Below are 13,658 nucleotides of genomic sequence, written 5' to 3' on the forward strand. Positions count from 1 at the left end.
GCGAGACAATTTGATAGGTATATTACTAATCACAGATGCGTTAGATACGTTAAACCTATGGATTAATCATGATCAATTTTCGACTGATTCGTCATCTCTGGTTGTTCCTGGCGGTGGCCGAAGAACAGAACTTCGGCCGTGCGGCCAAGCGTTTGGGCATGTCCCAGCCACCGCTGAGCGAGCAGATCCAAGTGTTGGAGCAGGCGCTCAAGGTCAAGCTGTTTGATCGCTCGCGACGCGGTGCGAAGCTGACCCCGGTGGGAGCGGCGATTCTGCCGGCCGTGCGCAAGTTCGCCGACCAATTGGAACGGCTGGAGCTCGCCGTGGAGGAGGCGGTGGCGGGGCAGTCGGGGATATTGACCATCGGCGCGATTTCTACGGCCATGTTTGATGTCTTGCCGGGTTTGATCGAGCAACTGAAGAGCGATTACCCGCACCTCACCGTGTCTGTACGGGAGATCGACAGCGTCGAAGCGGTGCCGGCGCTGGAAGCCGGAGACATCGACCTGGCCTTCGCCCGGCTGGACGGTGATCTGGGGGCCTCGATCAAATCACTGCCGCTGACTCAGGACCGCCTGGTTGTGGCCCTGCCCAGCGATCACCCCTTGGCGGCGCGCACGCGAATCAGCCTGGCCAGCCTGGCCACTGAACCCTTGGTGATGTTTTCCCGAAAGGTTAGTCCGGTCTACTTCGACAATCTGATTGCGACTTGCCGCGCCAGCGGTTTTTCCCCGCGCGTGCTGCATGAAGTGCGCTCGGTCGCCTCGCAAATTGCCTTTGTCAGCTGCGGCCAGGGTATCGCACTGGTACCAGCGTCGCTGAAAAAACTGGCACCGGACAATGTGGTATTTCGAGCACTGATCCAGAAGCTCAATGTCGTGACCACAGCGGTGGCCTGGAATGCAGATCGGCCCAATCCGCTGTTGCAGGAGCTGGTCACCCGACTCCAGTCCCGTGTGTGAGTCGAGCAAGGCCCTGTGCGTGAACAGGAGTGATAGGTTTGGCGTATGAAAGCCTTCCCGTATTAGGAATTTACAGAAGGCTCGATTCCCTTGAAATTGCGAGTCTGGCTGCCGGCAACCCAAGTTCGGCGCTACCTTTTCGTTCAAGGAGTCAACAACGTGTCTTCTCCACAAACGTTCACTCATGTGCAACTCCCTCTGACGGTGGAGGGTGTCCAACTGAACGTGGCCGCCATCCATCGCGACGGCGTCCTTGCGCCGATTGTGTTCCTGCATGGTTTTGGTTCGACCAAGGAGGACTATGCCGACATCGTGCAGCAGCCCGCGTTCGCCGGTCACCCTTTCGTGGCTTACGACGCACCGGGTTGTGGTGAAAGCCAGTGCGATGATCTTTCCAGGATTTCCATTCCCTTTGTGCTGCAGACAGCGCTGCAGGTGCTGGCACATTTCGGCATCGAACGCTTCCATCTGGTCGGCCATTCCATGGGCGGTCTGACCGCATTGATGCTGGCGCATCAGTTCCCGGACCGGGTGCTCAGTTTCGTCGATATCGAGGGCAATATCGCCCCGGAAGACTGCTTCCTCAGCCGGCAGATCATCGACTATCCGAGCAACGATCCCGAGGTGTTTTTCGCCGCCTTCATCGAACGTGCCCGACACGCCCCTGCCTATGCCAGTGCACTCTATTCCGCGAGCTTGCGGCACAAGGTGCGTGCCGGTGCGGTGCGGGGGATATTCCAGTCGATGGTAGATCTTTCCGATAATGCCGATCTGATGAGCAAATTCCTCGGCTTGAAATGCCCACGAATGTTCATGTACGGCGAGCAGAACGCGTCACTGTCCTATCTGCCGCATATCCAGGCCGAAGGTGTCCGGCTGGCCCCCATTCCTGATTGCGGGCATTTCCCGATGTATTCCAACCCCATCGCGATGTGGCAACAGATCGCCGATTTCCAGGTGAGCAGCCTTACCGGGTAAACCCGGTCGTCCTGAGGGCTTCCTGATCATTCGCGGGAGCCTGGCCAGGCCACGAAGTTGAAATTCAAAAGCTGATTCAGTCACTTCTCCTGCCTTCGGGCGGCGACTTGTGCAGGCGCGTGCGTGCCTGAAATCCGTGTACCTATAAAAACAAGAGGTTCGACCCATGCTTGATGTCATTAATGATTTTCTCTCCGGCAAGCTTCTGATCGTGCTCATCGTAGGCCTGGGCGGCTACTTCACGGTGCGTTCACGCTTTGTCCAGTTCCGCCATTTTCTGCATATGTTCGGCGCCTTCCGCGATAGCGTGCAAAAGAGTGCCGGGCAGATCAGCTCATTCCAGGCATTGATGCTTAGCCTGGCGGGGCGCGTAGGTGCGGGCAATATCGCCGGTGTCGGGTTGGCGGTAACGTTGGGCGGCCCGGGCGCGGTGTTCTGGATGTGGGTTACCGCGCTGGTGGGCATGTCCACCAGCTTCTTTGAGTGCAGCCTGGGGCAGTTGTACAAACGGTGTGATGCTAACGGACAGTTCCGCGGCGGGCCGTCGTATTACATCCAGTACGGACTGAAACAACCCTGGCTGGGCAAGGTCATGGCGTTACTGCTATTGGTGACCTTTGGTTTCGCCTTCAACGGACTGCAATCCCACGCCGTGACTCACTCGCTGAATAATGCGTTCGGTTTCTCTACGACCTACTCCGGAATTACGATTGCCATATTGCTTGGCCTGGTGTTCATGGGCGGCATCAAGCGCATCGCCGCGGTCTCGGACCTGCTGGTGCCGGTCAAAACGCTGGCTTACATTGGCGTGACCGTTTATGTGATCGTGCTCCAGTTTGATCATGTTCCCGGAATGCTGATGACCATCTTCAAAAGTGCTTTCGGCCTGGATCAGGCGTTTGCCGGCCTGGTCGGTAGTGCCATTGTCATGGGCGTCAAACGTGGGGTGTTTGCCAACGAGGCGGGACTGGGGAGTGCTCCCAACGTAGCCGCGGTGGCGAAAGTGGATCACCCGGCGGCTCAAGGGGTGGTTCAGGCCTTCAGCGTTTTTCTCGATACCTTTGTGATCTGTACCTGTACGGCGCTGCTGATTCTGCTGTCAGGCTTTTACACGGCTAGTTTTGAAGGCGATGGCCTGGTGCTGACTCAGAACGCGTTGGCGGCAGTGGTCGGAGATTGGGGACGCACCTTCATCAGCGTGGCGTTGGCGCTGTTTGTCTTCACGTCGATCCTCTACAACTACTACCTGGGCGAGAATAACCTGCGCTTTCTGCTGGGCGACAAGCGCGCTGCAGTCATTGTCTATCGTGGTTTGGTGCTGCTGCTGATCCTTTGGGGGGCCGTACAAAATCTGGGCACTGTGTTCGCTTTTGCCGATATCACCATGACGCTGCTGGCCTTCGTGAATCTGATCGCCCTGGCGCTGTTGTTCAATGTCGGCATGCGCTTGCTGCGCGACTATGACCAGCAACGCAAAGCCGGCATCAAAACGCCTGTCTTCGATTCAAGTCAGTTCAAGGATCTTGATCTTGATTTGCATGCATGGCCGAACCGGGAGCACGCGGCCAACGTCCTCGCCGAAACTGTCACTCAAGTTGCACCTGCATCTGCTACCCAGTGATGCAAAAAGGGCCCATGGATCTCATGGGCCCTTTTCAAATACCTGCTGTAATCGTCAGTGCTTCAAACGCTCGCAGCGTGTGACTTTGCGCAACCCTTCAAACCGGTGCGCTCTTCGATCTCACCGGAACCGCTGATGTATCCATAGCGCGAAAGATTCGGCATCAGCATCGCGGCGATGAAAGTGATGGTCACGACGGCCGCGACATAGAAGAAGAAATATTCCTCAATGCCTTGGGACCGGAGCGACAAGGCGACGTATTCGGCGGTGCCGCCGAATGCCGCATTGCCGATGGCATACGGAAAGCCTACGCCCAATGCGCGTACCGCAGGTGGGAACAGTTCAGCTTTGACGATCCCGGCAATCGGGGTGTAGAGCGACGCAATGGCCAGGCCACCAAACACCAGCAGGAACGCCGTAAACGGGCTGCTGACCGATTGCAGTGAATAGAGCAGGGGAATCACCAACAGCATCGCCAACCCGGAAAACATCAGCATGTGCGCCTTGATCCCGATACGGTCCGCCAGCAAGCCGAACAGTGGCTGGCAGAACATGAAACCGACCAGGGCCGCGGTCATGATGAAACTAACCGTTTCCGGGCTGAAACCGGCTGAGATCACCAGGAACTTCTGCATATAGGTGGTGAAGGTGTAGAAGTACAAAGAACCACCGATGGTAAACGCTACCACCAGCGCGACCGCCCGTTTGTGCTTGAACATGCCGCGTAGCGAGCCGGCGTCTTTGCGGCTCATGTCTTTCTTGGTGGCGGTTTCATGCATGGCGCGGCGCAGATACACCACCACGATTGAGCTCAGGGCACCGATGAAGAACGGAATCCTCCAGCCCCATTCGCGCAATTCTTCGCCGGTGAGGGTTTGCTGGAGAATGACCACAGTCATCAATGCCATGAGCTGACCGGCAATGATGGTGAAGTACTGGAACGAGCCATAGAAACAGCGACGCCCAGGTGTAGCGATCTCACTGATGTAGGTGGCACCGGTGCCGTACTCCGCGCCGACTGACAGCCCTTGAATCAACCTCGCGACGACAAGCAAAACTGGCGCCGCCACACCAATGGTTTCATAGGTCGGCATGACGGCAATCAGCAGGGAGCCGGCGCACATCATAAAAACCGAGATAATCATCGAGACCTTGCGGCCGCGAGTGTCGGCAATCCAGCCGAAAATCCAGCCGCCGAGAGGCCGCATGAAAAAGCCGACGGCGAAGACGCCGGCGGTTGCGAGCAACTGACTGGTGGTGTCGCCTTTGGGGAAAAACGAGCTCGCAAAATAGATGGCGGTATAGGCGTAAATGAAAAAGTCGTACCACTCCACCAAATTGCCCGAGCAGGCACCCATGATGGCTCTGACGCGATTCGGACTTTTTATCTGATCGGACTTTTCAGTGTGGAGTGTTGAGTCGCTGGTTGATGCAGACATTCTGTTCACCCTTTTTTCAAGGCGAGACGATACGAGGCGCACGCTGATGCGTGTCCGACGTTGCAAGCTCGATGGGTTGATGGGCTTAACGCAGTTGCAGTGATCCTTTGACGACCAAGGCACATGAAGAGGGGGGATGTATATGAGAGGTCAGCTGCTTGCTGACTGTGTAAGGCGGGTCGGTCAGGTAACGAGAAATGCAGTAAATCATGACGTAAGCCCTCGAATCTTATTCTTGTAGTCAGTCGAGCGCTCTTGGCGTCGACGTTGATTGCACGCTACCGCAGAGTGACGAGGGTAATAAGCCGTCAGCCAGGCCTAACTGATATACCGAAATTTTATAGCTTGCCTTGCAACCCGTGCGGGCTGGGGGATACAGCCGGCTCGAAAGTCGCAAGGCCCCATGCGGCGCGGGCCCTGTGGCATTCCAAGGAACGCTAATGCGTTTACACTCATACTACTTTCGACGCATTTCGCGCCGAGCCCGACTTTGACTGGCCAGGTAATGGATGTCGTTCAACTCAAGACCCTAATTCATGTGGCCGAGCTTGGCAGTCTCAGCAAGGCCTCCGACCGGCTTCACATCGCACAACCGGCACTGAGTAGGCAAATTCGTCTGTTGGAAAAGGAACTCGGGGCCTACCTTTTTGATCGGCATGGACGAGGCATGGAAATTACCGATGCCGGCCGTGAAGTCTTGGCGCATGCCACTCGAATCATGGAAGAAATGGAGTCCATTCGAAGTTCTGTGGTGGGCGGAAAGACCTCTTTTCGGGGAACGGTCGTCATCGGTACGACGCCGACGGTAGCGGAAATCGTCACCGTTCCTCTAGTGCGCAAAATCAAAGAGGCGCATCCGAATCTTGCCGTCAGGTTTTCCTCGGCCTTCAGCGGCTATCTGCTGGATTGGGTTCAGCGTGGCGAATTGGAACTGGCGATTTCTTACGATCCCCAACCCCTGCATACGCTGCGTATCGTGCCGGTGATGATGGAAAATCTGCTGCTGGTCGGCCCCGCCAGCGCCAACCTGCGTCTTGATACACCGGTGTCGTTCGAGTCTTTGGCAGAGCAGCTATTGGTGTTGCCAAGTGCTCGACATAGCCTTCGCGTGATTCTGGATGATTGTGCGCGTGAAGTCGGGATCAAGCTCAAGACCAGTGTCGAAGCGGATTCCTTTGGCGCGATGATTGCCTTGGTCTGCAATGGGTTCGGTTTGACCGCTTTGCCTTTGGCATCGATTTACGCCCAAATCGAAGCTGGCGTGCTCAGTGCCGCTCCCTTGATTGACCCCATTCCCATGCGCAAACTTGTTCAGGTTTTTCCTGCCGACAGGCGTGTCAGTCCGGCTGCCAAATTCGTCGGGGATGCCTTCATCGAAATTGCTGCCGACCTGGTCAATCGTAAGATTTGGGCTGGGCACATGCTTTGAGCCAATGGATTCGTTGGCTAGGTGAATCGTTCGTTTAAACGTAATTGCTCAGCTAGTCACGCTATCCGCCTTTCTCACCACTGATGACATCGTCTTGAATCAACAAACGCGACTGCCTGGCGTATTCGGCATTTTTATTTTGGGGATGCTGCAGGTTCTGGTCTGGGGAGGCTCGTTCTTCCTGATGGCCGTCATGGCCGATCCGATCATGAAAGAAACCGGCTGGGCCAGCCAATGGGTGTATGGCGCACTGTCTCTGAGCATTCTGGTTTCCGCGTTGCTGGCGCCGTTGACCAGCCAGCTTATTGGCCAGTACGGCGGTCGCCCTATTCTGGCCAGTAGCGGTCTGGGCGTCGCCATCGGGTTGTTTCTGATGGCCAGTTCGACCTCGTTGCCGATGTTTTTTTTGTCTTGGGCTGTAATAGGTGTCGGTATGGCGCTGGGGTTGTATGAAGCGCTATTCGCCGCTTTAGGTTCTCTCTATGGGGAGCGAGCGGGCAGTGCGATTACGGGCATCACGCTTGTGTCCGGGTTTGCTACAACACTGTCATGGCCCGCGGTTGCGTTGGTCATCGAACACGTTGGTTGGCGCACGACGTGCGTGGCTTATGGAGTGTTATTGGTCATTGTCGTGGCACCGCTTTATTTCTGGGTGCTGGCACGGGGCACGGGACCACTCATAAAAAGTCAGGCAGTGGGTGGCGAAAGTTTCTCAATCGACCGGCGGATCTACTTGTTGCTTACGCTGATTTTTGCTTTGGGTGCAGTGATCATGACGGCGATGTCGGTCCAGCTGATTTCATTGTTGCAGGGGCAGGGTTACTCGCTTGCAGCCGCCGTCGGACTGAGCGCATTGCTGGGGCCGAGCCAGGTAGGATCACGTGTTCTACAGGTGTTTTCGCGTAAGCGACACCCAATCTGGACGACGTTGATCTCCGTGATATTCGTGGCAATTGGTCTGCTGTTTGTGACCATCGCACCGGCAATGACTGCCCTGGGGTTGGTGATCTATGGCGCGGGTAATGGTTTGCGGGCGATCGTTCGAGGACTTCTGCCATTGGCCCTCATGTCGCCCACCCATTATGTTTTGCTGATGGGACGCATGGCTCGGCCTTCGCTCATAGGACAAGCCTTGACCCCCCTTGCAGGCGGTTACCTGTTGCAGACCTGGGGCGCTGGCGGTGTGCTTGCGGGACTGAGTGTGCTGGCTGTATTGAACGTGCTCTTGGTCTTGCTGCTCATTCGACTGGTATGAAAAGAACAGCGCTGATTGTCATCTTCCCTAAGGATTCGGCTGGCATCTTCAGAGATCAGCGATTCAAGTTCTTTGATGGTGATTTTGGCCATAAAATGAGTTACCCCTACTTTTCCCCCCACAAAAACGGCGACTCTTGATGGACGTTCCTGGACTCTCGTAGAGCAGAACACCTCTGGAACTCAAGTAAACACTAGCTTGGAGAAATCCAGAGTAAAATTTTGGAGTCTTTCAAGAAGTATGAAAAAGGAGATGGGGTGCTAGGGGTCGAGTGTTCGAATCACTCCGTCCCGACCATATTTATCAATGACTTAGCCGAACTCTAACCAGTTCGGCTTTTTCATGCGTAGGGACTTTTGCGGGGGGTCATCCCGTTTTCCTCCTCAAGATTGTCAGTGCCGGCCCGCGTGAATCCGTCGCTGACACTTTGTTTGCCTCTGCGATCAACTGCTCAAGCTCTGCGGTAGAATAGTGGCTGGTAACGCTGCCATTCTTGTGCCCCAGGAGCGCCTTCCGATCTTCCAGTGTCACCCCTGCGGCACGCAGCCTTCTCCCAAAGGTGTGCTTGAGGTCGTGAACCCGGATTGATCTGAACCCAGGGTGTGCCGGCGACTTTTGTTCCAACTCCCACCTCGTCGCCGCTCTCACCCTGGCCTTCTTCCACGCCGTGTCATTCATCCGGTGCATCGGAGTCGGACCGCGTTCGTCCGGCTGTCCGTATGGGAATACGTACTTCGAGTGCAGGCCGCGCTGACCGTCGATGACCGACATCGCCACCTTATTCAGCACCACTAGTCGCTCGTCGTCGTTCTTCACGCCTGACTTTTCGCTTCTCCCGCCAAAATCAGCGGGGATCAGGAACACGCTTGCTCCCAACTCCGGAACCCTAACCTCCCAATCCCACTGAAGTTTGCAGACTTCCTGCTCCCGGCACCCGGTGTTCACCTTGTAGAGTGACATCCTCAACAGGTGATCCGGAATCTCCGAGAACAGCATCGACTGCTCAGCCCAGGACATCGGGTAGGGCTTCCTGCTCGACTTCGCCTCCTCCAGCATTGAGGTCATCGGCACGCTATCCAGCCACGGCCGCTTCTCTGCGTCTCGCCACTTCCTGTGGCACAGGTTCAAGATTCGAACGACACGTTGCAAAGCAATGTTGACCGTCCTGTTCGATACGCCAGGCTTGACCTTGCCTTTGTCCGTCTTGCTTGGCTGCTGCCTGTCGCGGATGAATGGGGCCAAGGTCCCGTCATCGATGTGTGTGATCGGTAGATCACCGATATACGGGTCAAGCTGTTCGATGTGGGATGCGGAAAGGCCGATCGATGCTTGGTCTTTGAACTCAACCAGGAATCGGGTAGCGGCCTCACGCCAGGTTCGCACCTGGCGCACGCCGTAGATCTTTTCCTGTCGTAGCTTTTCCAGCCGATGAATCAGGTACTGCTCGGCTTCTTCCCTTTCGCTTGCTCCAGTGCTTTCCTGAAGTCGGCTACCTCGGACGACTTTGTCGATGTGCCAAATCCCGTTCCTCTGGTAGAGGCCCGACATCGTTTTTCGCGCCATTGTTTTGCTCCTTGGCGCCCACTGCGGGGCAGATTGTTGTCCTCATTGGCTTGCTTTTCAATTGCCATGGACTCAGCCCAGGAATCTGCCCACTGATCCAATTCGAGCCGGTCGAAGCCAACGCCCTGTTTCCCAATGGGGAATTCGCGGACGTTAGGTCGAACGGTCTTGTTAAATTCTTCCCGGCACATGCCCAGGTACGAGGGGGCAGTTGACGCTCTGAGGAAGCGAGGCGCGGTCTCTTTGGTGGGTAATGCAGTTGACTTGGCCATGGAGTCATCACTGGTCGATGGAGGACGTTGTTTGCACTGACTTCCTGATGGGAAAGGCTTCGCCCTCCCACTTGCCGGATTTGCCGCGTATCGCTCCATGTAGGTCGTAGCGGTGGGGCTTTTTGCTGGCGAATAGCTTTTCACACGCCTTCAGCAAGGTGCTTTCATCTTCAATTGCCAATAACTCCTGGCCAGCCGTCGAGCCCACCTGAATCCAGCCGGATTTGTCGCGCCCGTAGTTTTCTGTCTTGAACAAGCGAAACCTGTTTCGGTGTCCGGTACCGGGTGAAGAGGTCTCGGTGTTCATGTAGAACGCGACGCCATCGAGGCGCACCCGCAGTACTGTCTTAGCCATGGAGTTCACCACCTTGAAAGTGGTCTGCCAGCACCCTGCGAGCGTCGATACCGCACGATGCGGACATGGCATAGATCTGGGGTGGTTTCTCGACGCTGCATGGCGTTGAGCAGCTCGATCAGGCGCTCGCCCTGTTGTCCGTTGCGGCGGCTCATAAGCTAGAACTCACAGCCGGTGGGAGCGGGGCGCCGGCATTTGTCAGAGCGTCTAGCAGCAAGGATTGGCGATTCTGTCCGTCCAGATACTGGCGCACGGCCTGGACGAATACGCTGTTCATGCTGCGGTCCGCGGCGCTCGCAGCCGCTTCAATGTCCGCGCGCAGGCCGTTAGGCAGTCGCACCACAAACTTGTCTGCGGTGCGAGAATCGTATTGGTTGGTGGTCATGATGATCTCCTGGCGAGCCCCCTACGTATTGGGAGCTGAATGAGTGGGGTTATTCGCCTGATTTCGGCGTGGTGACATTCACTTTCTCCAGGGCGAGCAAGGGCCCGCCGCGTTGTTGGCTTTCGCAAAAAATTGAGGTGCTCTTGTTTCGCCATGAGGTGGCGAAGGAGTGGCTGTAAATTAGCAAATTGTTCTTGCGATTTGACGTTTGCTAATTTTTCTCGGGAGAAAGCTTTCAACTCGTAGTGGCTAAATATTGGTGTTAGATTCGCCTCATTACGACTGGTTGGCAGCACCAGCTAGGGCTTAAGTTTGCTGGCCTCAAGACAGAAAGGGACTTTATGAAAAAGATGCTTCTTTGCCTCTTAATGGCGGCGCTCCTCTCCGGCTGCGCTAGTAGTGGCACCAAAATCGAACAGCCCAGATCGATAGCCTGATTAAAGGCAAAGCCACCAGCAAAGAAGTGATTGCCCTTCTCGGCCCGCCTACAGCAGTCACCCAGAATTCTGACGGATCGCAGGTTTTGGGCTGGGGCTATGCCTATGTCGGTTTCGCAGGTATCGGCACGGAGGTAGAGAGCACTACGGTGACCATTGCTCCTGACGGGACTGTGAGCAGCTATGCCCGTAGTGGCTCGAAGGTCGGAGGAGGGGCACCATCAAACTACTCCGCGGCGCCCGTGCAGCCGACACCTGGCCCTATGACCAAGAGTCAGTACAAGCAGGTCCAACTTCAGAAACTCACAGAACAGAACCTGCCTTACGATGAATATCAGAAGCGCTATCAGGAAATAATGGCCCAATAAGTCTACTTGGATATTTAGTCATGGCTCTCTCCAAACCTAGCCAGCAGCTACGCCGCGACCTGAAGGCGATCGCCTCAAACCTTGATGGGTAAGCTCTCAGAAAAACTCAGCGATGCTGACGCCATAGCCCTGATGGGACTGGTGGGTACGCTATATGAGAAAACTGACAGGCTGGTGAGTTATGCCGATGAGGTGAAGGCGGGGCAAATAAATCGAAACAAGCCCGAATAGACACCTGGTCGGGCGCGACAACCTAAATCGAACTACCGCGAGCTGAGCAAAGCTCGTATGCGCAAGGGAATGTAGTGATGAATGCCTTACGGATAGCCGCTCTAATAGCTGCGCCGCTTCTTTTCGCCGGCTGCTACAGCACGCCAAAAGAAAAAACTGAGTACGAAAAACAGATCGACGCATTACCGATGCCTGTGACGGAAGCTGAGCGTCTAGAGCAATGCCGTACCTTCAAGCTAGCCGCAGATCGCCAGCAGGCTGAGGATTTCGTGCAATACGCACTGCGGTCCAAGATGGGCGCCTCGGATTCGGAATATACCGAGACTCAAATTCTTAGAAATCGCCTCAGAGCCATGAAGTGTCCTGGGTATGGCCGGTTTTCCTGATGCTGCTGCCCAGGATCAGCCAATGACTGAATGGCGAGAGCAGAGCTTATGGAGCAAGGTTGGGGTCTTGGCTGCGCTGGCCTTCCTAATGTTGATCCCCGGCTATTCCGACGCAGCTGGTCTTAGCTGGGGCTCATCAGGCCGCAAGCGGGTATTCAGCCCTGGTTTTGTTGTGCTCTGCGTTTTCGTGGCGGTGGTTGAGCTGATAGCGCTGAACCACTTTTATGGCGTGGGCGCATGAGGTGAAGGCGGGAAGGATCGTGCGGCGCGTGATGACCTGACAAGGATGAGTATGTAAGCGCAAAGAATTTTACCGCCCGTAGGGCATCTTTAGAGAATGAGGGGTGGCAAGGATGGCTCAACTTGAACTAATACCGAGACAGGTAGAGGGCGCGCTTATTCATCAGCGAGCACTTGATGGCTACGTTAATGCAACGGCAATGTGCAACGCATCAGGGAAAAACTTCTACGATTACTCGCGTTTAAAGGCGACTGGCGATTTTCTGAATGAGCTAACGAGGTCAACGGGAATTCCCGGTGACCGGCTGATTCACACAGTAACCAATGGGTCGAACGAAAACCGTGGCACTTGGGTCCATCCAGACGTAGCTATAAATTTAGGGCAATGGTGCTCGCCGAGATTCGCTGTTGCAGTGTCGCAGTGGGTTAGGGAGTGGTTGGGCGGTGGTGGCGCAAAGCCTCAAGGCAACGGCATTCCCTATCATCTCCGCAGATACATGGCTAACCGCAGCCAAGTCCCTTACACCCATTTCTCTATGCTCAATGAAATGGCATTGGTTTTGATAGGTCCAATGGAGGACACCGGTTACACGCTGCCAGACAACCTGCTGCCAGACATCTCAGAAGGTAAAATGTTTTGCAAATGGTTAAGGGATGTCAAAGGAATTGACACGGACGCACTGCCAAAGTACCGCCATGAGTTTGAAGATGGCCGCATCGTTTACCCCAAGCTGTATCCCAACGAAGTCCTTGCGGACTTTAGAAATCATTTTCACACCGTTTGGCTCCCGCAGAAATCCGTCGCGTATTTTTCAGGTAAAGACCTGAAGGCCATTCCGCACCTTGAGCGCCTACTTGCCCTGCCAGCACCGCGTTAGAGATCAAGCCCGGCCCAGCGCCGGGCTTCTTGTCTCTGCCTACCGCTTCCCCGCCTGCTCATACACAGAGCTTCGCTCGCGTTTGCCGACAGCCAGCACCAGGATGACAATTCGCTCATCCTCAACGCGGTACACAAGTCGGTAGCCGGCGCCGCGCAATTTGATCTTGTAGCAGTCCTTCATGCCATGAAGCGCATCGCCTGGCACTCGCGGGCCGGACTGCCGCTCCTGGAGCTTTTTCAGAAACTGGAGGCGTATTGTTCCGTCGAGTTTACGCAACTCCTTCAGTGCCTTCGGATCCCACTCAACCTCGTACTCAGCGGCCATTGGCGATATCTGCCTCTGTCTCGCCAATCAGATCGTCCAGAGATACCCGAACAGGTGTTTCTTTAGCATCGAGCCGAGCCTTGACTAGTTGGACCAGCTCCAGTTCGTCCAGGCGCTCAACCATCGCCTCGTAGACGTTCGCTGGAACCATGTAGCCCATAACGCGGTTGTGGTTCAGCACAGCCACAGGCATGCCGTTGGCGCCGCTCAAGACGGAGGAGGGGTTCTTCTTGAGTTCAGATACGCTGACGGCCACATCAGCCAGAATATTTTGCATATATAAGACTCCTATATTGGTCTTTATTCTGGTCTTTTTAGACTGGCGTGGCAAGCTCAAACAGCGCAGTATCGAGTCAGAGGGGCTGTTCTATAGCGATGGATGTCATAGAGGATCCGGTGACAGGCTGAATCGCCCCTAGTTTCGTAGACACCTCCAAGCCTTAAAATGAGGCCCATTAGGAGGTGCCATGAGCAACCAGCGATATCCCGAAGAATTCAAAATCCAGGCGGTCAAACAAGTGACCGAAAAGAA

Annotated in this window: 14 protein-coding genes; 8 read left to right on the forward strand and 6 right to left on the reverse strand. The window is 55.4% G+C overall.

The window, feature by feature from the left end; all coding sequences use genetic code 11:
* The first annotated feature begins 68 nt into the window (after nucleotides 1-68).
* The 3 genes from ABX75_RS14235 to ABX75_RS14245 all read left to right on the forward strand — a co-directional run bounded on the left by ABX75_RS14235 (nucleotide 69) and on the right by ABX75_RS14245 (nucleotide 3,561).
* Nucleotides 69-962, forward strand: coding sequence for a LysR family transcriptional regulator (locus ABX75_RS14235; RefSeq protein WP_047882146.1), 894 nt, complete (start codon nucleotides 69-71; stop codon nucleotides 960-962).
* Between the two features lie 159 nt (nucleotides 963-1,121).
* Complete coding sequence (locus tag ABX75_RS14240) at nucleotides 1,122-1,940, forward strand: alpha/beta fold hydrolase (RefSeq protein ID WP_034114374.1); 819 nt, start codon at nucleotides 1,122-1,124, stop codon at nucleotides 1,938-1,940.
* A gap of 166 nt (nucleotides 1,941-2,106) precedes the next feature.
* On the forward strand, nucleotides 2,107-3,561 hold the full coding sequence (locus ABX75_RS14245; protein ID WP_034114375.1) for a sodium:alanine symporter family protein: 1,455 nt from the start codon (nucleotides 2,107-2,109) through the stop codon (nucleotides 3,559-3,561).
* Nucleotides 3,562-3,623: 62 nt separating this feature from the next.
* On the opposite strand, the gene ABX75_RS14250 is transcribed toward ABX75_RS14245, so the two are convergent.
* Nucleotides 3,624-5,000, reverse strand: coding sequence for an MFS family transporter (locus tag ABX75_RS14250; protein ID WP_034099074.1), 1,377 nt, complete (start codon nucleotides 4,998-5,000; stop codon nucleotides 3,624-3,626).
* A 505-nt stretch (nucleotides 5,001-5,505) separates the two neighbouring features.
* On the opposite strand from ABX75_RS14250, the gene ABX75_RS14255 reads away from it, so the two are divergent.
* Entirely contained in the window at nucleotides 5,506-6,429 is a 924-nt protein-coding gene (locus ABX75_RS14255; protein WP_034099072.1) for a LysR substrate-binding domain-containing protein, read from the forward strand.
* 145 nt (nucleotides 6,430-6,574) lie between these two features.
* Nucleotides 6,575-7,684: an MFS transporter gene (locus tag ABX75_RS14260; RefSeq protein WP_034099071.1), complete on the forward strand. Its 1,110-nt coding sequence runs from the start codon at nucleotides 6,575-6,577 to the stop codon at nucleotides 7,682-7,684.
* A 366-nt stretch (nucleotides 7,685-8,050) separates the two neighbouring features.
* On the opposite strand, the gene ABX75_RS14265 is transcribed toward ABX75_RS14260, so the two are convergent.
* The 3 genes from ABX75_RS14265 to ABX75_RS14275 all read right to left on the reverse strand — a co-directional run bounded on the left by ABX75_RS14265 (nucleotide 8,051) and on the right by ABX75_RS14275 (nucleotide 10,259).
* The gene (locus ABX75_RS14265; protein WP_047882147.1) at nucleotides 8,051-9,247 is read right to left on the reverse strand and encodes a tyrosine-type recombinase/integrase; all 1,197 of its coding nucleotides are present in this window, start codon (nucleotides 9,245-9,247) and stop codon (nucleotides 8,051-8,053) included.
* A gap of 279 nt (nucleotides 9,248-9,526) precedes the next feature.
* The gene (locus ABX75_RS14270) at nucleotides 9,527-9,874 is read right to left on the reverse strand and encodes a hypothetical protein (protein WP_034099069.1); all 348 of its coding nucleotides are present in this window, start codon (nucleotides 9,872-9,874) and stop codon (nucleotides 9,527-9,529) included.
* 151 nt (nucleotides 9,875-10,025) lie between these two features.
* A complete protein-coding gene (locus tag ABX75_RS14275) occupies nucleotides 10,026-10,259 on the reverse strand; it encodes an Arc family DNA-binding protein (RefSeq protein WP_034099068.1) in 234 nt (77 codons plus the stop codon).
* Between the two features lie 1,113 nt (nucleotides 10,260-11,372).
* Between ABX75_RS14275 and ABX75_RS14290 the strand changes: the two genes are divergently transcribed.
* The 3 genes from ABX75_RS14290 (at nucleotide 11,373) to ABX75_RS14300 (ending at nucleotide 12,799) form a co-directional block, all read left to right on the forward strand.
* Complete coding sequence (locus tag ABX75_RS14290; RefSeq protein WP_034099064.1) at nucleotides 11,373-11,681, forward strand: hypothetical protein; 309 nt, start codon at nucleotides 11,373-11,375, stop codon at nucleotides 11,679-11,681.
* 22 nt (nucleotides 11,682-11,703) lie between these two features.
* Nucleotides 11,704-11,922 (forward strand): hypothetical protein, encoded by a 219-nt coding sequence (locus ABX75_RS14295; protein WP_034099062.1) that lies wholly within the window; start codon nucleotides 11,704-11,706, stop codon nucleotides 11,920-11,922.
* Between the two features lie 112 nt (nucleotides 11,923-12,034).
* Complete coding sequence (locus ABX75_RS14300; RefSeq protein WP_034099060.1) at nucleotides 12,035-12,799, forward strand: KilA-N domain-containing protein; 765 nt, start codon at nucleotides 12,035-12,037, stop codon at nucleotides 12,797-12,799.
* 39 nt (nucleotides 12,800-12,838) lie between these two features.
* Here ABX75_RS14300 and ABX75_RS14305 read toward each other — a convergent pair whose 3' ends face one another.
* Together ABX75_RS14305 and ABX75_RS14310 are read right to left on the reverse strand one after the other, a co-directional pair.
* Nucleotides 12,839-13,126: a type II toxin-antitoxin system RelE/ParE family toxin gene (locus ABX75_RS14305; RefSeq protein WP_034099058.1), complete on the reverse strand. Its 288-nt coding sequence runs from the start codon at nucleotides 13,124-13,126 to the stop codon at nucleotides 12,839-12,841.
* Complete coding sequence (locus ABX75_RS14310) at nucleotides 13,116-13,403, reverse strand: type II toxin-antitoxin system Phd/YefM family antitoxin (protein WP_034099056.1); 288 nt, start codon at nucleotides 13,401-13,403, stop codon at nucleotides 13,116-13,118. Before ABX75_RS14310 ends, ABX75_RS14305 begins: the two co-directional genes overlap by 11 nt.
* Between the last annotated feature and the right edge of the window lie 255 nt (nucleotides 13,404-13,658).

It is taken from the genome of Pseudomonas sp. ARP3 (assembly GCF_001029595.1).
In the GTDB taxonomy this organism is placed as follows: domain Bacteria; phylum Pseudomonadota; class Gammaproteobacteria; order Pseudomonadales; family Pseudomonadaceae; genus Aquipseudomonas; species Aquipseudomonas rhodesiae.

What these genes read in the sequence shown, in the direction of transcription:
- ABX75_RS14305 (WP_034099058.1), bottom strand. Translation starts at nt 13,126, where the DNA reads ATGGCCGCTGAGTACGAGGTTGAGTGGGATCCGAAGGCACTGAAGGAG.
- ABX75_RS14300 (WP_034099060.1), top strand. Translation starts at nt 12,035, where the DNA reads ATGGCTCAACTTGAACTAATACCGAGACAGGTAGAGGGCGCGCTTATT.
- ABX75_RS14270 (WP_034099069.1), bottom strand. Translation starts at nt 9,874, where the DNA reads ATGGCTAAGACAGTACTGCGGGTGCGCCTCGATGGCGTCGCGTTCTAC.
- ABX75_RS14295 (WP_034099062.1), top strand. Translation starts at nt 11,704, where the DNA reads ATGACTGAATGGCGAGAGCAGAGCTTATGGAGCAAGGTTGGGGTCTTG.
- ABX75_RS14310 (WP_034099056.1), bottom strand. Translation starts at nt 13,403, where the DNA reads ATGCAAAATATTCTGGCTGATGTGGCCGTCAGCGTATCTGAACTCAAG.
- ABX75_RS14290 (WP_034099064.1), top strand. Translation starts at nt 11,373, where the DNA reads ATGAATGCCTTACGGATAGCCGCTCTAATAGCTGCGCCGCTTCTTTTC.
- ABX75_RS14275 (WP_034099068.1), bottom strand. Translation starts at nt 10,259, where the DNA reads ATGACCACCAACCAATACGATTCTCGCACCGCAGACAAGTTTGTGGTG.
- ABX75_RS14255 (WP_034099072.1), top strand. Translation starts at nt 5,506, where the DNA reads ATGGATGTCGTTCAACTCAAGACCCTAATTCATGTGGCCGAGCTTGGC.
- ABX75_RS14260 (WP_034099071.1), top strand. Translation starts at nt 6,575, where the DNA reads ATGCTGCAGGTTCTGGTCTGGGGAGGCTCGTTCTTCCTGATGGCCGTC.
- ABX75_RS14245 (WP_034114375.1), top strand. Translation starts at nt 2,107, where the DNA reads ATGCTTGATGTCATTAATGATTTTCTCTCCGGCAAGCTTCTGATCGTG.
- ABX75_RS14265 (WP_047882147.1), bottom strand. Translation starts at nt 9,247, where the DNA reads ATGGCGCGAAAAACGATGTCGGGCCTCTACCAGAGGAACGGGATTTGG.
- ABX75_RS14235 (WP_047882146.1), top strand. Translation starts at nt 69, where the DNA reads ATGATCAATTTTCGACTGATTCGTCATCTCTGGTTGTTCCTGGCGGTG.
- ABX75_RS14250 (WP_034099074.1), bottom strand. Translation starts at nt 5,000, where the DNA reads ATGTCTGCATCAACCAGCGACTCAACACTCCACACTGAAAAGTCCGAT.